Annotated in this window: 18 protein-coding genes and 1 tRNA gene; 6 read left to right on the top strand and 13 right to left on the bottom strand. The window is 68.7% G+C overall.

Features of this window, described 5'->3' with window-relative positions; translation table 11 throughout:
• Window position 1: 1 nt before the first annotated feature.
• On the bottom strand, window positions 2-595 hold the full coding sequence (locus C8046_RS01200; protein ID WP_109227919.1) for a biotin transporter BioY: 594 nt from the start codon (window positions 593-595) through the stop codon (window positions 2-4).
• A gap of 178 nt (window positions 596-773) precedes the next feature.
• Here C8046_RS01200 and C8046_RS01195 point away from each other — a divergent pair, with 178 nt between their 5' ends.
• The 3 genes from C8046_RS01195 to C8046_RS01185 are packed head-to-tail and all read left to right on the top strand — an operon-like array spanning window position 774 to window position 3,359.
• Window positions 774-1,466, top strand: coding sequence for a spermidine synthase (locus tag C8046_RS01195; RefSeq protein WP_109227918.1), 693 nt, complete (start codon window positions 774-776; stop codon window positions 1,464-1,466).
• Between the two features lie 26 nt (window positions 1,467-1,492).
• Window positions 1,493-2,401, top strand: coding sequence for a hypothetical protein (locus C8046_RS01190; protein ID WP_109227917.1), 909 nt, complete (start codon window positions 1,493-1,495; stop codon window positions 2,399-2,401).
• 46 nt (window positions 2,402-2,447) lie between these two features.
• Window positions 2,448-3,359, top strand: coding sequence for a neutral zinc metallopeptidase (locus tag C8046_RS01185; protein ID WP_109227916.1), 912 nt, complete (start codon window positions 2,448-2,450; stop codon window positions 3,357-3,359).
• A gap of 98 nt (window positions 3,360-3,457) precedes the next feature.
• On the opposite strand, the gene C8046_RS01180 is transcribed toward C8046_RS01185, so the two are convergent.
• A complete protein-coding gene (locus C8046_RS01180) occupies window positions 3,458-4,789 on the bottom strand; it encodes a glycosyltransferase (protein ID WP_109230646.1) in 1,332 nt (443 codons plus the stop codon).
• Between the two features lie 5 nt (window positions 4,790-4,794).
• Complete coding sequence (locus tag C8046_RS01175; RefSeq protein WP_109230645.1) at window positions 4,795-7,011, bottom strand: glycoside hydrolase domain-containing protein; 2,217 nt, start codon at window positions 7,009-7,011, stop codon at window positions 4,795-4,797.
• A gap of 145 nt (window positions 7,012-7,156) precedes the next feature.
• On the opposite strand from C8046_RS01175, the gene C8046_RS01170 reads away from it, so the two are divergent.
• Together C8046_RS01170 and C8046_RS01165 are read left to right on the top strand one after the other, a co-directional pair.
• Complete coding sequence (locus C8046_RS01170) at window positions 7,157-7,813, top strand: hypothetical protein (protein WP_109227915.1); 657 nt, start codon at window positions 7,157-7,159, stop codon at window positions 7,811-7,813.
• Window positions 7,814-8,007: 194 nt separating this feature from the next.
• A complete protein-coding gene (locus C8046_RS01165) occupies window positions 8,008-8,325 on the top strand; it encodes a hypothetical protein (protein ID WP_235866021.1) in 318 nt (105 codons plus the stop codon).
• Window positions 8,326-8,370: 45 nt separating this feature from the next.
• Here the strand turns inward: C8046_RS01165 and C8046_RS01160 are convergent, their stop codons facing one another.
• From C8046_RS01160 to C8046_RS01115, 10 genes are all read right to left on the bottom strand, one after another.
• Window positions 8,371-9,369 (bottom strand): hypothetical protein, encoded by a 999-nt coding sequence (locus tag C8046_RS01160; protein WP_109227914.1) that lies wholly within the window; start codon window positions 9,367-9,369, stop codon window positions 8,371-8,373.
• A gap of 139 nt (window positions 9,370-9,508) precedes the next feature.
• The gene (locus C8046_RS01155) at window positions 9,509-12,643 is read right to left on the bottom strand and encodes a hypothetical protein (RefSeq protein WP_109227913.1); all 3,135 of its coding nucleotides are present in this window, start codon (window positions 12,641-12,643) and stop codon (window positions 9,509-9,511) included.
• 136 nt (window positions 12,644-12,779) lie between these two features.
• Complete coding sequence (locus C8046_RS01150) at window positions 12,780-15,350, bottom strand: AAA family ATPase (RefSeq protein WP_235866020.1); 2,571 nt, start codon at window positions 15,348-15,350, stop codon at window positions 12,780-12,782.
• Between the two features lie 157 nt (window positions 15,351-15,507).
• Entirely contained in the window at window positions 15,508-15,861 is a 354-nt protein-coding gene (locus C8046_RS01145; protein ID WP_235866019.1) for a hypothetical protein, read from the bottom strand.
• A gap of 176 nt (window positions 15,862-16,037) precedes the next feature.
• Window positions 16,038-16,226 carry a hypothetical protein gene (locus C8046_RS17975; RefSeq protein ID WP_146197023.1) on the bottom strand — a complete coding sequence of 63 codons (189 nt, stop codon included), beginning with the start codon at window positions 16,224-16,226 and terminating at the stop codon, window positions 16,038-16,040.
• 181 nt (window positions 16,227-16,407) lie between these two features.
• A tRNA-Val gene (locus tag C8046_RS01135) sits at window positions 16,408-16,484 on the bottom strand.
• 66 nt (window positions 16,485-16,550) lie between these two features.
• Window positions 16,551-16,877: a hypothetical protein gene (locus tag C8046_RS01130; protein WP_109227912.1), complete on the bottom strand. Its 327-nt coding sequence runs from the start codon at window positions 16,875-16,877 to the stop codon at window positions 16,551-16,553.
• Between the two features lie 125 nt (window positions 16,878-17,002).
• Window positions 17,003-18,121: a CPBP family intramembrane glutamic endopeptidase gene (locus tag C8046_RS01125; RefSeq protein ID WP_146197022.1), complete on the bottom strand. Its 1,119-nt coding sequence runs from the start codon at window positions 18,119-18,121 to the stop codon at window positions 17,003-17,005.
• Window positions 18,122-18,131: 10 nt separating this feature from the next.
• Window positions 18,132-18,569 (bottom strand): redoxin domain-containing protein, encoded by a 438-nt coding sequence (locus C8046_RS01120; protein WP_158277098.1) that lies wholly within the window; start codon window positions 18,567-18,569, stop codon window positions 18,132-18,134.
• Between the two features lie 5 nt (window positions 18,570-18,574).
• On the bottom strand, window positions 18,575-19,003 hold the full coding sequence (locus tag C8046_RS01115) for a DUF3052 domain-containing protein (RefSeq protein ID WP_109227909.1): 429 nt from the start codon (window positions 19,001-19,003) through the stop codon (window positions 18,575-18,577).
• Between the two features lie 267 nt (window positions 19,004-19,270).
• On the opposite strand from C8046_RS01115, the gene aceE reads away from it, so the two are divergent.
• Complete coding sequence (gene aceE / locus C8046_RS01110; protein WP_109227908.1) at window positions 19,271-22,000, top strand: pyruvate dehydrogenase (acetyl-transferring), homodimeric type; 2,730 nt, start codon at window positions 19,271-19,273, stop codon at window positions 21,998-22,000.
• The last annotated feature ends 1 nt before the right edge of the window (window position 22,001 follow it).

Here is a 22,001-nt window from a genome sequence, read left to right as displayed (position 1 = left end):
GTTACGGGCGGAAACGCCTCACGAGGGCCCAGGTGCCCGGCAGGAGCACCGCGGCGACGACCGCCTTGATGGCGTCACCGATCAGGAACGGCACCACACCGAGGCCCAGGGCGGTCGGCAGGTCCACCCCGAGGAAGGCCATGAGCCACGGCACGCCGGCGGCGTAGACGACGGCGCCGCCCGCGAGCATCAGCCCGACCGTCGCCAGCGGCGTGCGGTCGGCACCCCGGCTCGCGAGGCGTCCGACGAGGGCGGCGGCCAGCACGTAGCCGAGGATGTAGCCGAACGAGGCGAACTGCCAGCCGGCGTGCCCGTCGGCGAACCAGCCCACCCCGGCGACGCCGGCGAGCAGGAACAGGGCGAGCGACGCCGTCGCGCGCGCCGGCCCGAGGGCGGCACCGACGACCAGCACGGCGAAGGTGCCGAGCGAGAGCGGGACCGGCGTGAAGCCGAGCGGGATCGCGATCTGCGAGGCGAGCGCGACGAGGCCGGCACCCCCCACGACGAGGAGGACGTCCCGCACGCGGGACGTGGCGACGACGTCGGCGAGGACGCGGGGGCCGGGGGCCGGGCGGGGGGCAGCTGCTGTGGTCACGGCACAACCGTAGGACGACGACGGCGCGCCGTCGGGACGCAACGCCGCCAAACCCGGCCGCGCACCGTTGGAGGATTCCGACAGGGCGGACGCGGGCGGCGTCGACGGCTGGGCGAGGACCACCCCGGACCACCCCGGACTACCCTGGCGGGATGACGCACCCAGTGGACGACCCGAGGTGAGCGCCCGCCTGGTGGAGCTCGACTGGCAGCGCACGCCGATGGGCGAGGTCACGCTCCGCCGTCGGTTCGACCCGCTGCTCCGGCAGGACGTCTACGAGGTGATCCTCGGCGACGAGCACCTGATGTCCTCGTACTTCACCGTGGCCGAGATCGAGCTCGCCCACCTCGGGCTCGACCTGGCCCCCGACCGCGAGCTCGACGTGCTCGTCGGCGGTCTCGGCCTCGGCTACACCGCCAGGGCGGTGCTCGAGCACGACCGCGTGCGGTCGCTGGTCGTGCTCGAGGCGATCGACGTCGTCATCGACTGGCACGTGCGCGGACTGCTGCCGATCTCCGCCGAGATCACCGCGGACCCGCGCACGACGCTCGAGCTGGGGGACTTCTTCGCCCACGTGCGCGAGCGCGAGGTGACGCGGCGCTTCGACGCGATCCTGCTCGACGTCGACCACACCCCCTCCCACCACCTCCACCCCTCGCACGCGCCGTTCTACTCGCGCGAGGGGCTGCAGCAGCTGAAGGACCACCTGACGCCGGGCGGCGTCTTCGCGCTGTGGTCGGACGCGCTCCCGGACGCGGCCTTCACGGCCGTGCTCGGCGAGGTGTTCGAGGAGGTGCGGGCCGAGGTCGTGCCCTTCGACAACCCGCGCACCGGTGGTCGCTCGTCGAACTCGATCTACCTCGCACGCTGATCGCGGACGTCCTCTACCGTCGTGGGATGGGTATCTTCTCGCGACGGCGCCAGCCGCAGGACTCCGCCCCCGACCTCGCCGGCCTCGTGGCCGCCGCCCTCACCCGGCGCGGGCTCCCCTTCACCCAGCTGAACGCGGGCGAGTTCGCCGTCGGGTCGCAGACGCTCTACCTCGAGAACCTCGCCAGGATGACCCGCGACCTGGCCCCGGCCGACCTCGAGCGCGAGGTCGAGCGGTGGGTCGGCGTGATGACGGCGGAGAAGCAGCAGGGCCCCGAGACCCTCGAGGACGTGCGTCAGGCGATCTTCCCGCGGATCCTGCACCGGGAGATGTTCGCCGCCGCCGAGGCCGCGGCGGAGCAGGCCGCCCGGGCCGCGCGGGTCCTCACCCCCGACCTCTACCTGCTGCCCGCGATCGACCGCCCCGACACCGTCGAGACCGTGCTGCACCCCGAGACCTACGGCGGCTGGGAGGCCATCTGGCCGGTCGCCGTCGCCAACCTGCGGTCGCTGCCCCGACCCGACCACCGCCGGATCGAGGCCGGACCGGGCCAGGAGGGTGTCGGGACGGTCCACCTGTTCGAGACCGAGGACTTCTTCGGGGCGACGCGGCTGCTGGTGGTCGAGGAGGTGCTGGCGCAGGCTCTGGGCGAGCCGGTCGACGCCTCGCACGGCCTGCTCGTGGCGATGCCGGGTCGGCAGTCGCTGGGCGTCCACGTGCTCGGACCCGATCCCGTGGCGATGAACAACGCGATCCGCACCCTGGTCAACCTCGCACGCGCCGACCTGCCCGGCGCGCTGATCGACCAGGTGCACTACCGCTCCCCCGACGGCACGCTGCAGCGCATCAGCCGGACGACCGACGAGGGCGGCGCGGCCGTGCTCGTCAAGGGTGCCTTCGCCGACGCGCTGGGGCGGCTCGGGCTGACGGGCTAGCGGCCCTCGAGCCCTACGATGTGCCCCGAGAGAGAAGGTGGGGCACATGACGTTCAACAAGGGCGCGGACATCTCGGGCGACCGGGCCAGGCGGGGCGGGGGTCGCAGTCGCGGTCGGACGGGCGCCGCCGTCGGTGGCGGGATCGGCGGGCTCGGCCTCGTCGTCGTGCTGCTGCTGCAGCTGTTCACCGGTCAGAACGTCGACCTCAGCGGGCTGACGGGCCAGGAGCAGTACTCCTACGAGCCCGAGGGTGGGGACTCGGTCGAGGAGTGCACCACGAGCGAGCAGGCCAACACCGACATCGAGTGCCGGATGGACGCCACCGGACTCTCGCTCGACGCCTACTGGGGCGAGGTGCTCCCGGCGCAGGCGGGCGTGGAGTACGTCCCGCCGCCGTTCTCCCTGTTCACCGGTCAGGTCAGCACCGCGTGCGGTGCCGCCACCTCCGCCGTCGGGCCGTTCTACTGCCCGGGTGACCAGACCGTGTACGTGGACACCTCCTTCTTCGACGAGCTGACGAGCAAGTTCGGCGCCAACGGCGGACCGCTCGCGGAGCTCTACGTCATCGCGCACGAGTTCGGGCACCACATCCAGAACCAGCTCGGCACGATGAACGCGATCGACCGCGCCGGCACCGGCCCGACGTCCGACGCCGTGCGGCTCGAGCTGCAGGCCGACTGCTACGCGGGCATGTGGGTGCGGGGCGCCGTCGATACGACGGACGCCAACGGCGTCTCCTACCTGCTCGCTCCCACGAAGGCGGAGATCGAGGACGCCCTCTCGGCGGCTGCGGCCGTGGGCGACGACCACATCCAGGAGACGTTCCAGGGCGAGGTCACGCCCCACACGTGGACCCACGGCTCCTCCGAGCAGCGCCAGCGCTGGTTCCTCACCGGCTACGACCAGAACTCGGTCGCCTCCTGCGACACCTTCGCGGTCAGCGGTGGCGCGCTCTGACCTGACGCCACCCAGAGAACGACGCCGGCCCGGCCCCGCGAGGGGACCGGGCCGGGCGTCGTCCGGGCGTCGTCCCGGCGGCGTGCCCGGCCGGGCAGTCAGGCGGCGGCCGGTTCCGGCACGCCGACCTCGTGGGCCACGAGCTCGAGGATCTTGCGCAGCACGACCGTGCGGTCGAACTGGAGCGCGTACTCGCGCGCACGCTCCTCCCAGGCGGTGCGCTCGTCGTCCGTCATGAGGAGCACCTCGTCGAGCACGCGCGTGATCGAGTCGGGGTCGGAGATCCCGATGATCTTCGCGGTGTCGCCGACCGCCTCGGGGACGCCGCCCGTCGTCGTGGTCGCCACCACTCCCCCGCCCGCGAGCATCTTCTCCACGACGGCGATGCCGAACGTCTCGACGAACTCGGGGCGGGGAAGCGTCGGGAGCACGAACGCCACCGCGCCCTGCATGAGCGCCGGCTTCTCGGTGTCGTCGACGTCGGTGAGCACGTGGATGCGGTCCGCGAGCGGTGAGGCCGCGGCCAGGGCGCGGATCTCCGCCTCCTGCGGTCCCCGCCCCGCGATCACGAGCCGGGCCGAGGCCGCGGCCGTGGAGCGCTCGAAGCCCGTGATGAGGTCCGGCACGCCCTTCGCCTCGGTGAGGCGGGACAGGAAGAGCACGTACGGCGCGTCCGCGAGCCCGCGACGCTCGAGGACCTCCACGACGTCCGCGTCGCTGACCTCGAGGTAGGAGGCGGTGTCGAGCGCCGGGTAGGAGATGCGCACGCGCTCGGCCGACTGCGCGGCGAACGACGTGCCGTGCCGGGCGTCGATCTCCGTCGCCGCGCTGACGATGAGCTCCTTGGTGTACTCCGACACGGCCACGACGACGTCGTTGGCCAGGTACGAGGTGAGCACGTGCGCCGCGGCACCGAAGCGGCCCTCGGCCACGCAGGTGCGCACGACGTTGGTGATGTCCGAGCCCACCGCCTCGGCGACGGTGACGACGTCGACGGGCAGCCCCGTCCGCCGCGCGGCGGTCACGGCCTCGGTGACGGCGAGCGTGTGCGGGCTGAGGTAGAGCGAGAGGCAGACGGTCGGCACGCCGTCGGTGAACAGCTCGATGAGCCGCCCGACCAGCCCGGCCTGCCAGCGGCCGTCCGGGACGCGGTAGTCACCGACGGGGTCGGGGCGCTCCACGGTGATCCCCGGCGAGTACTCCATGACGCGGTCGAGCGGCTTGAGCGGCAGGCCGGCCGCCTCCAGCCGGTCGATCGGCCACGTGAGGATGGTGACCTCCTCGAAGCCCTGCTGCAGGGCGGCCTCGGCGAGGTTGCGGGCCTCGACGGAGTGGCCGCAGATCACCGGATCGGCTCGGACGACGATGACGAGACGGCGGTAGCGCTCCAGGACGGCGGCGGGGGCGGTGGCGGGCGGAAGTGCGGACATCTCGATCACCTCTCGGGGGTGGAGGGCGGGCGGTGCGTGGTGCCCCAGGACGTGGGGTGGTCGGTGAGGGTGACGACGAGCTCGCCACCCGCGTGCAGCTCCTGGCCGCTGAGCCAGGGGCGCGCCAGCGCGACGCCGTCGTGCGTGACGGACTCGACGTACTGGACGGGTGAGTCGCGATCGCCGCCCGCGAAACCGCGGGTGCGCAGGTCGAGACGACCGCCGACGACGGCGATGCTCGCCTCCTCGTACGACGGCGCGTTCAGGAGCACGACGTTCTGGCCGGCGACCGGGAACAGGCCGAGCGACGCCCAGACGTACCAGGAGGAGAGACCCCCGGAGTCGTCGTTGCCGGCGAGCCCGCCGCGGCCCGTGCCGAACATCTGGTGGACGCCGGCGTGCACCACCTCGGCGGTGCGGTCCGGCCGTCCCGCGTACATGTACGCCCAGGGCGCCTCCATGTCGGGCTCGTTGTTGAGCCCCTCGAAGCGCTGCAGGGCGTAGCCGGCGGCCATCTCCTCCACGCCGGGCGCCAGTCCCGGCTGGACGACCGGGGCGGCGCCGTGCCCGAAGAACTCGTCGAGCATCGTCGTGAACCGTTCGTCCCCACCGGCGAGCGCGATCCGGGCGCGCATGTCGTGCAGCAGGCGGAAGGAGTAGTTCCAGGGTCCGCCCTCGTAGAACGTCGAGGACCGCAGGAGCCCGGTGGCGGGGTCGAACGCGGCGGGCCACCCCTGGGCGAGCCGGCCGGACTCCGCCGCCAGCGCGCCGTCACCCTGACGGAGCGCGACCGCCTGGGTGCACCAGTAGCCGAACGCGAGGTCGAGCGTGTGGCTCACGGGGTGGGTGATGCCCTGGCGCAGGTACTCCTCGCCGTAGGTGCGGCGCAGATCGGACTGCATGTGCACCAGTGCCCAGTCCCAGTCGATCCCGGTCGCACCGAGCTGGCTGAGGTCGGCCAGCAGCGTGTGGGCCAGCGCGCTGGCCTGGCGGGAGAACCGGTCGGCGCCGCGGGCCATCCGGTAGCCGATCGGGAAGTTGCCCTCCTCCTCGCAGATCCGCAGGAGCGCGTTGCCGAGCGCGACCGCGGCGTCGGGGCGCAGGAGCGTGAGCAGCGGGAGCTGGGTGCGGTAGATGTCCCACAGCGTGGCGACGTCGAACACGAACGGTCCGTCCGTCGGCCAGAACGGGCTCTCGTCGAGCGCGAAGCACGGCTTGATCAGCGAGTGGTAGAGCGCCGTCGCCATCACGGTGGAGCGTTCGGCGGACGTGTCGACCTGGATCTTGCCGAGCTCGTGGGCCCAGGCCTCGCGGGTGGCGGCCCAACGCGCGTCGAACCCGGAACGTGCGGGCTGACCCGGCGGTGGCGCGATGGGAGGCAGATCGGCACGGAGGTTCGCGGCGGCCTGCTCCGACCCGCGCAGCGAGAACCCGATCCGGAGCTCGACGACCTGCCCCTGCGTGGTCGGCCCGGCCCACATCAGGCCGAAGGGACGCAGCGTGGTGGGGCGGATGTCGGTGAACTCGAGCCGGGAACCGCCGGGCATCAGGCGGCGGTCGTACCACAGGAGCTGGCGCAGGCCCGGGGTGTCGCACTCGACGTGGAACGCGAGCGGTGCGCCCTCCACGACGATCTCGCCGCACGCGACACCGGGCTCGAGCGTCTGCAGGTGGGCGCGGAGCGGCACCGTCTCGCCGTACGGGATCGTCAGCCCGCCCATCGAGAGGTCGACGACGACGCGGGCGTCGTGGTGGGCCGGGAACGTGTAGCGGTGGACGGCGCTCTTCGGGCCGACGGTGATCTCGGCGACGACACCGCTGGCCAAGGCGGCGCGGTAGTAGCCGGGGCTGGCGGACTCCTCGACGATGTCCCAGCTGCGACCGAGGTCGTCGAGCGGCGCGAGCATCGGCGTCACGCGCAGGTAGTTGTAGTACTTGCGGATCGCGCCGGTGCCGGACTGCTGGAAGTGGGTGAAGCCGGAGGCGCGCAGGCCGTCGTGCAGCGGGACCGGCAGGCCCTCGGTACCGAGGTCGTACAGGCCGTAGCCCGTCGGGTAGGCGCCGGAGTACGAGCAGGCCGAGACCATGCCGAGCGGGTAGGTGGCCCCCGGGTGGGTGTTGCCGACCTGCGGCTTGGGCCACCACCAGGTCGCGGCCAGCCCGGTGCGCGGCGGCAGGTCGGTGGCGCCCGTGCCGAGGAACGGATCGACGTGCTCGAGCATGCGGCCCTCCGTCCAGCTCGGCGCCACGACGACTCGTGACGCGCCCGTGACGGGGACGTTAGGTGGGCCAGGTGTCCGGCAGGTAAAGGCGACGCTACGACCCCGCGAAGTGGTCCGGTCCCGTGCCGGGTGCCACGATGGCTGGATGCACCGCACCCGGAGGACGACCACCGCTGCCGCCGTCGTGCTCGGTGTCGTGATGCTCACGGGATGCTCCGCCCTCCCCGCCGCGCCCGCCTCCCCGTCGCCGTCGCTCGTGCCTCCCGCGCGGCCGCTCGGCGTGCCCGAGCCCGCCCCCACGGAGAGCGAGCCCGCGGCCCCCGCCACCGAGGACGACCCCGAGATCTACTTCACGGTCGACGACGGCCGGGCGAGCGTGCCCGAGCGCGGAGGGGACGGCTGCGAGGGCCTTCCGAGCCTCGAACCCCGCAACGACGACGACGACCGGCGGGTCCACGGGTACTGGTACTCCGAGCTGCGCGACCTCGGTCCGAGGCCGCAGGCCACCGGTGAGGCGACGGTGGACGACGCCGGGCTGCCCGTGGCCTACCGGGCCGCCGAGGGCGATGTCCTGGCCGCCGTCGCCGAGAGGTTCTGCATCGACCACTACCCCTACCTGGAGTGGATCAACGCGATCCGTCGCGGCTCGGCGTCCTCGATGCACGACCTCGGCCAGGGAGCGATGCCGCTCTACGCCGGCGACACGATCAACCTCGACCCGTTCACGATCGCCACGGTCGGTGACGAGAACGGGCGCGTGCGCGCGAACGAGATCGACTTCCACATCCCGCCGCAGCGGTAGGCGCCCGGGGATGGTCGGTGGACCTCCGTAGAGAGTTCGAGAACCCCTGCACGGCCTTGAAAACCGTGGCTTCTCGCGGGTCGCGGGGCATCTACCGGCGGGACCAGAGGCCGCTGGAGCCGTCTGTAGTGGACGAGCGGGGCAGGATGGTGCGTGCAGTTGGGATGACTCAAACCCTTCTAAGCCCGGCACAGGTGGACGAGCTGGTGGCCTCGTGTGAGTCGGGCGCGACACTCGTGGAGTTGGGCGAGCGGTTCAGCATTCATCGCCGCACCGCGGCGGCGCACCTTGTCCGCCGCTCAGTCCCGATCCGCCGGCGCGGTCTCGATGAGTGCCACCTCGCCGAAGCGATTGAGTTGTATGCGGGTGGATTGACGCTGGTGGAGGTCGGGCTGCGCTTCGGCGTGAGCCAGAAGGCGGTGAGCAGAGAGCTGGTCGCAGGGGGTGCCGAGATTCGCCCCAGCGGGCGCCGTCAGTCGGCCGTAAACAAGTCTGCGTACTCGGCGCCATAGTCACCTGTCGCTTCCGTGGATGGACCGGGATGATCGCTACCGCCGTCACGGGCTCGCGGTGACCAGCGCCTCGACCAGCTGCTCGGGTTTAAAGATCAGCTTGGTATCGAACCGCTCATCGAGCTTGTCGTCCTTATCGCGAGTGAGGGCTCGGACCCACTGTTGTTCGGTGAACACCAGGTCGCAGTAGACCGTGGGGACGGGTAGTTGCATGACGTCGATGAAGTCGTTCGATTTCCACTTTTGATGCTGGGGCGGATGCAGGTGCTTGCTCACCCGCAGTGCGTTGGTCACCCGGCGGGTGGGGAGGGACTGAACGAGTTGGAGCAGACCTACGCCACCCAAGGTTTCCTTCACTTCCGTTGCACTGATGCCGGCGGCTGTGACCCGATCACGGAGGGCCGGGGCGATGTCGTTGAAGTCTGAGTGGACGACCGCAGGAAGCAACTCGGCGCGCGGTACCTTCCGTCGCGCGATCTCTTCAGCGACGCTGACTTCGTGCTGTACGAACAGGTCACCCCAGTTGACTAGATCGAGTGGGAGGCCCGCGTGCTCGTGTGTGCTTGGACCTGCGCGCAGCAGTAGCTCTTCGAGCTGACGGTCGACGGGAGTCCGGAGGTCGCTGCTCTTGTCTCCGGAGGTGGCCCACTTATTGGTCGGTCTCATTGAGTTGTGGACGCCGCCAGCGGTCAGGTGAGCGATGCCTCGTCCGAAGACGCGAGGCGCAGTCACATCGGTTGGCCGGCCGAAGCGGGCACGAAGGGCCATGTCGATCTCGTAATAGAGAGGTTGCTTGGGTGTGGTGATGGTGTCGAAGTCGGACAACTCAATCATCGTCTCAACGAGGCGGTTCCTGGAGCCCTCGTTGTGGTTCTTGGCTGTTTCCCAGTACCGATACAGATCGAGGGGAAACGATGCCATTTCGTGCACCCTTGCGGCACGGCACATCTCCAGCGCGTCGCGGTAGCGCTCGCCGCCGGTCCGGCCATGCGCAGCTCTGGCGAGACCGATCCATGAGAACTGATCGAGATAGACGCGAAGCACGGGACCCTCATTTCACAACAGAGCACATGCTTGAACTCGCATCCACGGACATGCTCTCCCACCTGGGCTAGTCATAACTGCACTGTCAATCGCGGCTTCTTCATGGGCGTCTCCCCGGTCCTGCGATCGCCGACAGAATCTAGGCGGACTCGCTGGCATCGCGGGCCCGGTGGTCATTGTTGCCGTGGTCGGTGGGGATGTCGAGCAGTGTGAGCAGGTTTCCGTACTTATCGATGCAGTCGAGTAGGTCGCGGTGTGGGATGTCATCGGTGGCATATCGGTACCGGCGGGTCAGGAGGTCACGCATCGCGTTCTCACCGGGCGCTTCGGGCCGTCCGCGGAGGTTCCACCGGCGGGCGACTGACACCGTCTGAGTAAAGATGTGCATGTCGACGACGTCGTCGGTGAACTCTGACAGCGGCATCGTCGGGGAAGCTGATGTCTCCGGTTCGCGGGCAAGGTCGAGCGCTCGCCGGGGGTCGCCTACACCGGGTCGTAGTCCCGCGCGTTTCATCCGCCAGTTCATGGAGGTGTTCACTAGGGCGACGAGGATTTGCCAGTCGAGCCAACCATCGTTGCGCAGCCTCACGACGGTTGCTCGCCCGGCTTGATCAGACAACAGTCGTGGGAGCGTGAACCGCAGGGCCTCATTGGCAACTTCGTACCGTTCGTGAATGGCCTGAAGTGACTCATCGCTGTCATAGCCCGGACCTGTAACGGTTGAGGCCGGCAAGTGCTCACACTCGGTGGGTTGGAAGGCGTCGGAGGACGACGGCCTGCTTGCGTCAGCGCATCGGGCGTAGTGATCGTCGTCCAGTAGGGCGGCGGTCTCCTCGTAGGGGCGACCGATAGACACCTTATGAATGAGGCCGCCTCTGAATAGAGGCTCTAGGAGGTTCTGGAGTTCGTCTGGTGGGCGGACATGGACGGCGTGGAGCAGTTGGTAGCACGTCGCGAGGATCGCCCTGTTGTGCGCTTCGGTGTCCGTCAGCGAGTTCGATAGGACAACGTTGGCCAGGACCTCGGGCCCTGAGTCGTCGATGTCGATCGAGTCATCTTCTCGGCTGGCGCCGGGTCTCACGTCTACGGCGCCCCGAATTGTGCTCTTGATCAGGACCGGGTTCATCGGTGCGATGTCAGCCAAGAGGACCTGGAGTGCGGCGACGAAGCCCTCGGCGGTCAGCACCGTCTCTCGGTTGTTGTCGAACTGGAAGGTCCAGCGGATGCCGAGGGCTTGGAAGTCGATGAGTCGTCTGTGGCCGACGTCGCCGAGGAGTGGGCCGGCGAGCTGCTCGGCGGCGCGAGCCTGGAACTCGTGCTCGGTCATGTCGAACCGTGAGTCGTCGTGCTCGATGACTTCGACCAACTGCTTGTACCAGTTCGTCGTCCTGTGGGCTGCTTCGATAAGTGGTTCAAGCTCGGGCCAGAATGTGCGGATGCCGGCTAGCTCCAAGGTGGCGTTGGTGTCGTGTGCTGCGAGGTCGGGGTGTTTGTCGTAGTCGAATGGATCGGGCAGCATCTGGGCGCGTGCCAGGAGTGCGACCTCGGTGAGTCGGGCTGCGTCGACCCAGGTGCCGGTCTGCTGGGCGTACTTGGCTGTCTCCAGCAGGGCCTTGGGCACGTGCATCTGCACGTCGCTGTCGTCGCTCATCATGGCCAGGGCGGCGGCGGTGCACGCGTACATCTTGGCCGCGTACATCAGCCCGAGGCCGGCGTAAAGCGAGCCCAGGTAGCGCATCGTGAGGATGGCGCCGTAGATGGTGTCCCCGTTGAACCATTGTGCTTTCGCGTTGTGCAGTTCGGACAGAGCCTTCAGGGGCTGGCCAGCCCTCACGAATGCCATCCCGCGATCGCGGCATCGCTCGGCGGTGGCGGAGTCGCCCTGTACTTGGGCCAGCACGATGTCGAAGCCGTCACGGACCTTTTCGTAGTTGGTGTGCCCGGAGGCTGCGGGCGCGTACATCGTGAACAGACGCGCGAGTTCGCTCGACGAGTAGGCGCGAGCCCTTGGCAATAGGTCGACCAGCTGCTCCAAATAGGACATCGCCACGTCGAAGTCGAACAGGTGCGACACCGGCAATGCCGAGGTGTCGACGGCGGACTCGTCCAGTTGCACTCCGACGTTGGAGGCAACCGCGGCGGGTGGGGGCTTGCCGTCAGTCGTCTCGATGCGCCCCCAGTCCGGTACCAGGTGGGCGAACGCGAGTGTTCCCGTCAAGGTCGCCGACCGCACCGGATGCGTCACCGAATCGGTGGCGTCGAGTAGGTTGACGAGGTGCGATCGTAGCCGCAGCATCGCAGCACTGATCTCGGATGCCTCGGCCTTCGCGACCCCGGTCATCCACATCGTCCCCCAGTAAGCGCAGAGCGTCACAGCGTCGTCAACGATGTTCGGCCGGGTGCTCGTACACGCGTATTCGATGGCGCGACGAACCAAGTCCTCGATTCCGGCTGCGACGCCCATGCCCCGGAACCGTGCGATAGCCATCTCGTAGCACGCTCGGAACACCAGCTCGGTGTCCGCGCCGTCTGCGGAGTGAGCTAGGAACGCCCCCATGAAGTCCAACCACTCCGGCAAGTCGGCGTTCGCGTGCTCGTCCCACGTCGCGTGTCGAAGTCCGTGAGTGATCTCGCCTTGTACCGCTGGCGTCAGGGCTACTGGTCCATGGTTGTGACGCAACCCATCGATCAGATCCGCGTACCACTGCGGTGCCGGCTCGTCCTCCGGCGTGGGGACCAGATGCGAAGGCAGTTCGAGGTAATGCCGTGCGACCCACACCAAGTCTGCCTCGACGAGGAACGTCGCGATGTCGCTGCCGCAGAAGATGTCCAGGGTCACTGCGTAGGACTCGCGGGCGGTCCGCTGGACGTCGTGGGTCACGCCCTCGGAGATGGGGTGCACGCTGAAGAATGCGACGTGGTCAACGTCAGCCGCATCGTTGGCGCAGATGCCGGCGAGGTCACTCAGAACCTTCTGCTTCAGGCCTCCGCTTTGGACGGTGCAGGCCACCACCAACGGCGACGTGGAGGCGGCAGCCGCGAAGCCCGCCGAGTGCGGCAGCTCGCTCGGGAGGCGGGTTGTGAACGTCTCCGCGTCTCGCTGCTGATCGCCGCCCGAACTGACGGGCCCGGTCGCGATCAGGATGTTCGAGCTGATCCGCTTCTGAGCAACCCGCGTAGCGATCTCCTCGAACCGATGATGCTCGTTCCGCGACGAGAGCTCGTCCAGGCGAAACCGGATGTACGCCTCTGCCTCAGGGATGTGCTCAGTCACAGCTTAACTATCCCTCACGATTCCGACGCACAACGGGTGAACAGTTTTCGCACCCGGCCTGCCGAGCCCGAGGACTGACACGAGGACCTGGGGCTGGGACTCGGGTCCACTGCGGCGGGTGTATCGCTGAGAGGACCTAAGGAGTCGCCGCGTTGTAAGCGGTTCGCGCTTCGGTCAGCTCGGCCCAGTGGGCTTCGAGTCCGGCGAGTGTAGGGCTGACCCCGAGGCTAGGCAGAGGTTGAGAGTGGCCGTCGATGTACCGACATGCTTCCTCGAAGATGCGGTTGACGGTATCGATCGCAGCGGGAAGTGCTTCGGACTTGATCTTGGGCAAGTTGGTCATCCGCACGTTGGGTTGATAGCGCTGCGTGACGCCCTGGAGCAGTTCAGTCTCGGTGAAGACCTCACACCACGCGCGCACCCAGTCGTAACCCGTGCGGACCAGTGCCGCCCGCGCATCGCCGTCCTGCGACTTTGCTGCCTGGATGGTCTCGTTGATGTTCTTCTTGATGTTGTTCAAGCTGTCCCAGCGGGGTCCTGTCGCTCGGGTGACCTTTCCTTTGCCCTCTTCATCGGTGATCTGGAAGTAGGAGCAGCGCTTGGTTGCTTCCATGAGCGTAAGCAGCGTGCTGGCGAAGAAGATGTCGTGGGTGAAGACGATGACCTGTGTCGTGTCAGCGAGCGACGCGACGCGCTGCGCGACTTCGTTGACGCGGCGATGGTCGAGGCTTGAGACAGGATCATCGAAAATGACCGGCGCGGTGATTCCGGCGAGGCGCGCTTCGGCGAGGAAGTCCGCTATTGCGAGGACCTTCTGCTCTCCTTCGGAGAGCACCTTGGACGGTTTATGTTTCCCGCTGAGGATCTTGCGGCGTTGTGCGCGCCCCTGGCGGCCGACGAACTCCACGTGTAGCGCGGGCGCGCGAAGTGCCGCGCACTCTTCGTTGAAAAGCGCATCGAAGCTCTCGTTGATCATCTGGTCACTCGCGGTCTTGGCCAGCCCGGTTACAGCGCGCAGGAGCCCAGGCATGGGCTTGGCGAGCAGTATGAGCCGGTCAGCCTGCTTGGCGTCGAGTACGTCTGACTCGATGAGCGTCCACGACTTCGTCAGTTCTGCTGAGGCTTCTAGCTCGACAAGCTCTTTCTTCTTCTCGGCCAAGGTGTCAGCCCGTGTGGCTGCCTGTGTCCTCAGTTCACTGAGGGCCTGCTTGGCGGTCTCCAACGCCGAGCCGAGCGCTATCGCATCTGTGCCGGCGTGTTCGGTCGGCGCTGTGCTCACGGCGGAATCGGCGAGAAGCTGCTCGGATAGCTCCGCGATGGTGCTCAGTGTCCGGTCAAGTTCAACGTGGAAGTGAGGCTTGTCCTCGGTGCCTGCGTACTCGTCGGCGAAGGTAGAGACGTCGTTGACCTGGATCGAGGTGACCGGTTCTATAACTGCGTGGAGCCGCGCCTTTGCAGCGGCGATGTCAGTGGTGATCTTGTCTTCGAGGTATTCGGAGTACTTGCCGATCAGCGATCGCGCCGCTTCGTTCAGAGGCTGCCGACAGTACAGACACCGATCGGCGTCGTGTGCTCCGACCGCGATGAGATGTGCTTGGTATGCCTCGCCGGCCTCGATGAACGTGCTCCAGGTGTCGTCGGGCTTGGCCGGCAGGTCGGCTGCCTCGAACAGGGCGGCTCGGAAGGCGCGGTAGTCCTCTTCAAGTCCGTGGAGGGTGTCGCGTTCGCGGCCGTATACCTCCACGTTGAAGTCAGCCATCACGGTGGCCGCGTTGGAAGCTTGCGTCAAGACGCGTTCGACTCGCTGTTGCAGCTTGATCTCAGCGCTGATGGTGTCCGCCTCCAGCGCGGCGACCGTGCGGCGCAGGTCGCCGATACGTGTCTCGACGTCGGGATCGGAGTCGGCGAGCGACCTCAGGTGTTCCAGATCAGTGGACGCTCCCAGAGTCTCGATGAGCGGGTAAACCGCGGCAGTGCGTGGGAAGCGAGACAGAAGCCCTGTGGACCCAGATCGTAGGTCTTCGACGGCCTGGTCGATGTGGGCTTGTACCGACTTGATGCCTGCGATGACGTGATTGAACAGTGCCAGGGCTGCTGGCACGTAGACGTACTCAAGGTCGTCATCGACGTGGAAGCTGACAGAAGGGCTGTCGAAGATGGACATCCTGGTGAAGGGCGCGACGCCCTGTTGTCCGGTCCAGGTGTAGGTCTTCGTCTCAGTGCCGAGCGTATAGCCGACAAGTGCTGATTGGTTCTGCGGCGATGCCGCTTCGATGTCGCCGAGGATCACATCGGCAGTGCGGCTCGCCGCGAGGGCTTTGAAGATGCGGGAGTACCCCGTCTTGCCCGTGCCGTTCTCTCCGAACAAGATCGTCAGGCCGGCATGCGGCTCGATGACTCCGCCCTCTACCAAGGCGTTGACACCAACGACATCGGAGAGCGAGGTAAGGGTCAACGGCTCGATCGCCTCATCCTCGCGTTCGAGGGTGACCAGCGGCTCCTCCGTGGGGAGTTCGCGGGTATCGAAGGCTTTCTCCTGACGAAACAGGACATACGCTCCGGATTGCTCCTCGCTTCCGAGCGGCCCGCCGCCGTTGAGGACGTGCCTCACGATGTAGCGGACCCACTCGTCGGAGGTGTTCGCCCACTCGCTGAGCAGGTCGCGCGAGTCTACCCGTTGAGGTGGCGTCGCGTCTGTCACCGTCATCCTCCCTCGCCGCGAGTGCGAGGTCGGGAGCGACCGTGCTACTCAGGCTCCATTCTAGAGCGACCGGCAGGCGCGTGAAGGGACACCAACGCACCGATAGGGCGTGCTAGTTCGCGGCCTGCCTCTGGACCGCCGCGAGCGTGACTACGCACGCGGATCAAGTGAGGCCTGTCCCGGCGAGGGCTACCGCGCCGCGACGTAGGTAGTCGGTTCCTCCTGGCGCGGAGTCCGGCTCAGGGTCTTGAGTGTTCGATCCCGGTGACTGCAGCAGCCTCTGGATACGGGCGCGCACCAGAAGGACGAGGCTGATCGGCCCCATGATGATGAACTTCATCGCGTTCCACACCGACCAGAGCACGACCAGATGCAGCCAGCCTGGGGCACCCTGGTCGAGGGCGTTGGTGCAGATGTTCGTGATCAGCAGGTAGGGAACGGCAAGGAGCATCGCGGGGATGCCCAACTTCAAGTTGCGTCGGCGTCGGATCGCGTCAAGCAGCCGGTTGGTGGGCATGTAGCGTGCAGATCAGCCCCGCCCAGCGCGAAGCCCTCTCCGGGATGCTCCGCCACGAGTTCGACCGACCCATGGCCGCCGAAACCGACGAACTCGAACGCCTCACCAAGCACCGCGACCGGCTCGAACACGAACAAGACTGGCTCATGCAAGCCCACTACGCCGACGCCATCCCGCTACCCGTCCTCAAACGAGAACAAGACAGCATCCTCGGCGAACTCGACGGCCTCAACCGGCGTATCGACGCCCACCACGGCGACTACGCCGACGCCCGCGCCCATCTCGACGACGCCCTCGGACTTCTGGCTAGCTGCGCCGACATCTACCAGCGCTGCGACGACGCCAACCGACGACTGTGCAACCAAGCCTTCTTCACCAAGGTCTACATCGACGAAGACGACGAAATCCTCGTCGAGAACAACCGGCCCTTCGAGATGCTCCTCGACCCCGAGGTCAACGCCAACGCGCTCAACTGGACCCAGAACAACGACAAGGCCCGAACCCCAGCCAACGATGCCGTTGGCAAGGGTTCGAGCCTTGTGCCCGTGGTGGGCCCAGAGGGATTCGAACCCCCGACATCCACGGTGTAAGCGTGGCGCTCTAACCAGCTGAGCTATGAGCCCCGAACGGCGGCCCGCCACGCCTTCCGGCGAAGGACGTGGCGGACCGCCGCGAACGAGTGGTGCTGATCAGCCCGTGACGCACTCCGTGGCGGCCGAGGTGATCGTGTCGGTGAAGAGCGTGGTCTCCTCGTCGCTCGGCGAGTAGTCCTCGTCGAGGTCGACCATCGCGCGCAGCGTCTCGTCGGAGACGTCGGAGGCCTCGAGCGCCTCGGCGATGCAGGTGGCCTGCTCCTCGGGCAGCGCCACGCCGCCGAGCTCCTCGGCGCCGGACGTGAAGACGTCGGCGATCTCGTCGGCGGACGGACGCTCGGCGCCGCCGCTGCCGCCACCGCACGCCGACAGGGCGAGCGCGGCCGCCATCGGCAGGACCAGGAAGATGTTGCGCTTCGACATGGGTGTTGCCCCTCGTGTTGTCAGAGTCGGTCCGAAGTCAGCCGGTCCGATGTGGTGTCGGGTCAACCCTACGAGGAATCGGGCCGAACTCCCGCACCGAACCGGGGGCAGAACTCCCCATCGCCTCAGCGCGCGGATCCGACCAGGTCGTGCGTGGGAGTCCCGGTCCACCCCGCCACGGGGTGCGGGACGGGCAGCGCCAGGGGCGCGACGGGTCCGCGCTCGGGCCAGGACGAGGTCCGCTCGAGGCCGCGTCGGTTCGCGAGGATCTCCACGATCCAGCAGTACCCGATCGACGTGATGACGGTGATGAGGACGCCCGCGAGCGACCCGCCCTCGTCCCCGTTGACGGTGGTCCCGAACGCGCCGCTGGCCAGTGCCGTGAAGACGACGACGTTGTTGACGACGTGCAGCGCGATCGCCGCCTCGAGGCCCCCGGTGCGCAGGGTGACCCACATCGCGGCGAGCGCGAACACGCCCACGTCCAGCAGTCCCCACAGGCCGTACCCGTGGCTGAGGACGAACGCGATCGTCGGCACGACGACCACGATGACGCGGGACCACGCGCGGCGCGGGAGCCACGAGCCGAGCGCCTGCACGAGGACCCCGCGGAACACGTACTCCTCGGCGGCGGCCTGGAACGGCACCAGCAGGATGATGATCAGGAGCGGGAGCCAGAGGCGGTCGAACGAGGTCCAGACCGGCGTCGCGTTCTGCCCCACCAGTGCGCCGAGGCCGAAGCTCAGGCCGAGGCTGAGCGCGAGGGTCGCGACGGCGAGGACGCTGCACGTGAGGAGCCAGCGCCAGCGCAGCCGCAGCACGACGGACGAGACGTGGCCGATCGGGCGCATCCCCGCGATCCGCAGCGCACCGGCGACGGCGGGCAGCCAGACGGCGATGGAGGCGAGCGAGAGCACGAGGACGAGGGAGTCGGTCGCGTCGATCGCGAGCAGGCGGTCCAGGAGGGCGTCGAGCTGGGCGGGGCCGGCCGCGCCACCCTCGAGCACGACGGCGACCATCGCGACGCCGACCACGGCGACGGAGCCGATCACGGCCAGGACGCCGAAGACCGTCAGTGCGACGAGCGGGCGCCACCACTCCCAGCGCAGCGTCCGGGGAAGCCGGTCGTACGGGGTCGCCTGCGCGGGGCTGAACGCCGCCCCCCGGCGCGGCTCGGGCACCGAGTACGTGCTGCCCGGCGGGTACGTCGGGGAGGACGTCGAGGTGACGGTCGGCTGGCTCACGTCGACCACGCTACCCGCGGGTCAGGCGAGCGACGGCGGCGACGGCGTCGCCCACGTCCCGCGGCCGGCCCCCGGGGGACGTGTCGCACCACACCGGCTCCCCTCCGCCGTCGAGCAGCACGGTGCGTCGCACCGGCCAGCCGCGTGCCGGGTCGAACGCGTCGAACGCCCGCGCGACGGCCCCGTGGGGCCAGAAGTCGGAGGCGACCTCGACGCCCACGCCCTCGCTCTCCCGCCACGCGTGGAGCGCGGCGGCCGAGTCGCACGAGACCACCAGCACCCGGGCCGGGGCGAGCGAGGGAAGCGCGTCGGCGACGTCGCGCAGCTCGCCCGTGCAGATCGGCGAGAACGCGAGCGGCACGAAGACCAGCAGGGTCGGTGTCCCGCGGAGCTCCCCGAGCGTGACCTGCTGCCCGAAGGGCAGGGCCAGGGCGAGGTCGGGGACCAAGGGCGCTACTTGCCGCGGCCGGGTGCGGCGAGGCGGACGCCCAGCCAGCCGGGGGCTGCGCTGAGCGAGGTGGTCGGCTGCAGGCCCGCGGTCTGCGCGGCCTCACCGATCTCCGCGGCGGGGACGTGGCCCCGCGTGCCCATCTTGGGGACGAGCACCCAGATCAGGCCGCCGTCGTCGAGGGCGCTGGCGGCGTCGACGAGGAGGTCCTCCAGGTCGGTGCTGTCACCGTCGTCGCTCCGCCACCACACGATGGCCGAGTCGGTCACGTCGCCGTAGTCCTCGTCGACCAGCTCCACGCCGACGTCGTCCGAGAGCTGGTCGCGGAAGTCCTGGTCGACGTCGTCGTCGAACCCCCACTCCTGGATGACCTGGTCCGCGGAAAATCCCAGTCGACCGGCGCCACTTGCCGCCGGGTCGGTCGTCGCTGTCACGTCAACTGCCTTTCGTGGTGTGCGTCACTCGTCGTGACGTCCATCGGTTACGTTTCCGCGAGACTACCGCCCGCCGGGGCCACCGTGCCTTCCGGGCGCGCTGGTCCGCCACCCGACACGCGGGCCGCAACCGGCTCCCAGTCTCGATAGGCTGTTGCGGGCGCTCCGGACGATCCGTCCGCACGTGTCCAGGTCCGCCCACCGCGGGGGATCACGCAACGGCCCCTGCTACCGCGCGGGCCACGACCTCAATGAGCTGGAGAGTCCGTGACCGCATCAGACTCCACCTTCGCCGGTGACGACGCCGCCGAGGAGCGCACCGAGTGGATCGACTCCGTCGACGCCCTCGTCGACTCGAGGGGCGAGGATCACGCCCAGACGGTGATCTCCGCCGTCATCGACCGCGCCTCCAAGCGCGGCCTGTCGGTGCCCAGCGGGGTGACCACGCCCCACATCAACACGATCGACGTCGACGCCGAGCCCTCCTACCCCGGTGACGAGGCGATCGAGAACCGCTACCGCGACTACCTGCGGTGGAACTCCGCCGTCATGGTGACCCGGGCCCAGCGCCCCGGCGTCGGCGTCGGCGGCCACATCTCCTCCTACGCGTCCGTCGCGACGCTCTACGAGGTGGGCCTGAACCACTTCTTCCAGGGCAAGGACCACCAGGGCGGTGGCGACCAGATCTACTTCCAGGGTCACGCCTCCCCCGGCATGTACGCCCGCGCCTTCATGGAGGGTCGCCTCTCGGCCGACCGCCTCGACGGGTTCCGCCAGGAGCTGTCCCACCCGGGCGGCGGCCTGCCGTCCTACCCGCACCCGCGCCTCATGCAGGACTTCTGGGAGTTCCCGACCGTCTCGATGGGTCTCGGCCCGTCCGGCGCGATCTACCAGGCGTGGACGAACCGCTACCTCGAGCTCCGCGGCATCAAGGACACCAGCGCGCAGCGCGTGTGGGCCTTCCTCGGCGACGGCGAGATGGACGAGCCCGAGTCGCGCGGCATGCTGCAGCTCGCCGCCCAGCAGAAGCTCGACAACCTGACGTTCGTGGTCAACTGCAACCTGCAGCGCCTCGACGGCCCGGTTCGCGGCAACGGCAGCATCATCACCGAGCTCGAGGGCTTCTTCCGCGGCGCCGGCTGGAACGTCGTCAAGGTCGTCTGGGGCCGCGAGTGGGACGAGCTGCTCGCCCGCGACACCGACGGCGCGCTGGTCGACATCATGTCCTCCACGACCGACGGCGACTACCAGACCTTCAAGGCGGAGTCGGGCGGCTTCATCCGCGAGCACTTCTTCGGCCGCGACCCGCGCACGAAGGAGATGGTCGAGGACCTCTCCGACGACACGTTGTGGGCCATGAAGCGCGGCGGCCACGACGCCCGCAAGGTGTACGCCGCCTACAAGGCCGCGACCGAGTTCAAGGGCGCCCCGACGGTCATCCTGGCGCACACGGTCAAGGGCTACGGCCTGGGCCCGGGCTTCGCGGCCCGCAACGCCACGCACCAGATGAAGAAGCTCAAGCCCGAGGACGCCAAGCTCCTGCGCGACTCCCTCGAGATCCCGCTGACGGACGCGCAGCTGGAGGAGAACCCCTACCTCCCGCCGTACTTCCACCCCGGCGCGGACGCCCCCGAGATCGAGTACATGCTCGAGCGTCGTCGCGAGCTCGGCGGCTTCGTGCCCGAGCGTCGCTCGACCTTCACCCCCGTGCAGGTCCCCGGCGACAAGACGTACCAGCTCCTGGCCAAGGGCTCGGGACAGCAGGAGGTCGCCACCACGATGGCGTTCGTCCGGCTGTTCAAGGACCTGGTCAAGGACAAGGAGTTCGGCAAGCGGATCGTCCCGATCATTCCTGACGAGGCCCGCACGTTCGGCCTGGACTCGATCTTCCCGAGCGCCAAGATCTTCAACACCCTCGGTCAGAACTACCTGTCCGTGGACCGCGACCTCATGCTCAGCTACAAGGAGTCGGACGCGGGTCAGATCATGCACACCGGGATCAACGAGGCCGGTTCGGCCTCCGCGTTCCAGGCGGTCGGCACGTCCTACGCCACGCACGGCGAGGCGCTCGTGCCGTTCTACATCTACTACTCGATGTTCGGCTTCCAGCGCACGGGCGACCAGTTCTGGGCGGCCGGGGACCAGCTGACGCGCGGCTTCCTCATCGGCGCGACGGCGGGGCGCACCACCCTCACGGGTGAGGGTCTCCAGCACGCCGACGGCCACTCGCCGCTGCTGGCGGGCACGAACTCGGCGATCGTCCACTACGACCCGGCCTACGGGTACGAGATCCGCCACATCGTCCGCGACGGCATCGAGCGCATGTACGGCTCCAGCCGGGTCTCGGGTCTCGAGAGCGACCCGAACGTCATGTACTACCTCACGGTGTACAACGAGCCGATGGTGCAGCCGGTCGAGCCGGAGAACGTCGACGTCGAGGGCATCCTGCGCGGCATCTACAACCTCGCCGAGCCCGAGGGCGAGGGCCCCCAGGCCCAGCTGCTCGCGTCCGGCGTGGCGGTGCCGTGGGCGCTCGAGGCGCGCCAGATCCTCGCCGAGGAGTGGGGCGTGCGTGCCGGCGTGTGGTCGGTGACCTCCTGGTCGGAGCTGCGCCGCGACGCGCTGCGCGCCGACCGCGAGGCGTTCGTCAACCCGGGCGCCGAGGCTCCCGTGCCGTTCCTCACCCAGAAGCTCCAGGGTGCGAACGGGCCGTTCGTGGCGACGTCGGACTACGACCACCTGGTCCCCGACCAGCTGCGAGCGTGGATCCCGGGCGAGTACGCGACGCTCGGTGCCGACGGCTTCGGCCTCTCGGACACGCGCTCCGCCGTGCGTCGTCACTTCCTCATCGACAGCCACTCGCTGGTGGTCAAGACGCTGCAGGTGCTCGCGCGCCGCGGCGAGGTGGCCTCCGACGCCCCGGCGAAGGCGATCGAGAAGTACCGCCTGCTCGACGTCACCGCCGGCACCACCGGCAACGCGGGCGGCGACGCCTGAC

This window comes from Serinibacter arcticus (assembly GCF_003121705.1).
Lineage (GTDB): Bacteria > Actinomycetota > Actinomycetes > Actinomycetales > Beutenbergiaceae > Litorihabitans.
Note: the sequence above shows the minus strand (reverse complement) of the source record. Positions and strands in the feature narration are given on the sequence as shown.

Coding starts and splice junctions, on each gene's coding strand:
- C8046_RS01190 (WP_109227917.1), top strand. CDS start 1,493: ATGGGTATCTTCTCGCGACGGCGCCAGCCGCAGGACTCCGCCCCCGAC.
- C8046_RS01185 (WP_109227916.1), top strand. CDS start 2,448: ATGACGTTCAACAAGGGCGCGGACATCTCGGGCGACCGGGCCAGGCGG.
- C8046_RS01180 (WP_109230646.1), bottom strand. CDS start 4,789: ATGTCCGCACTTCCGCCCGCCACCGCCCCCGCCGCCGTCCTGGAGCGC.
- C8046_RS01175 (WP_109230645.1), bottom strand. CDS start 7,011: ATGCTCGAGCACGTCGATCCGTTCCTCGGCACGGGCGCCACCGACCTG.
- C8046_RS01170 (WP_109227915.1), top strand. CDS start 7,157: ATGCACCGCACCCGGAGGACGACCACCGCTGCCGCCGTCGTGCTCGGT.
- C8046_RS01150 (WP_235866020.1), bottom strand. CDS start 15,350: ATGACGGTGACAGACGCGACGCCACCTCAACGGGTAGACTCGCGCGAC.
- C8046_RS01145 (WP_235866019.1), bottom strand. CDS start 15,861: ATGCCCACCAACCGGCTGCTTGACGCGATCCGACGCCGACGCAACTTG.
- C8046_RS01130 (WP_109227912.1), bottom strand. CDS start 16,877: ATGTCGAAGCGCAACATCTTCCTGGTCCTGCCGATGGCGGCCGCGCTC.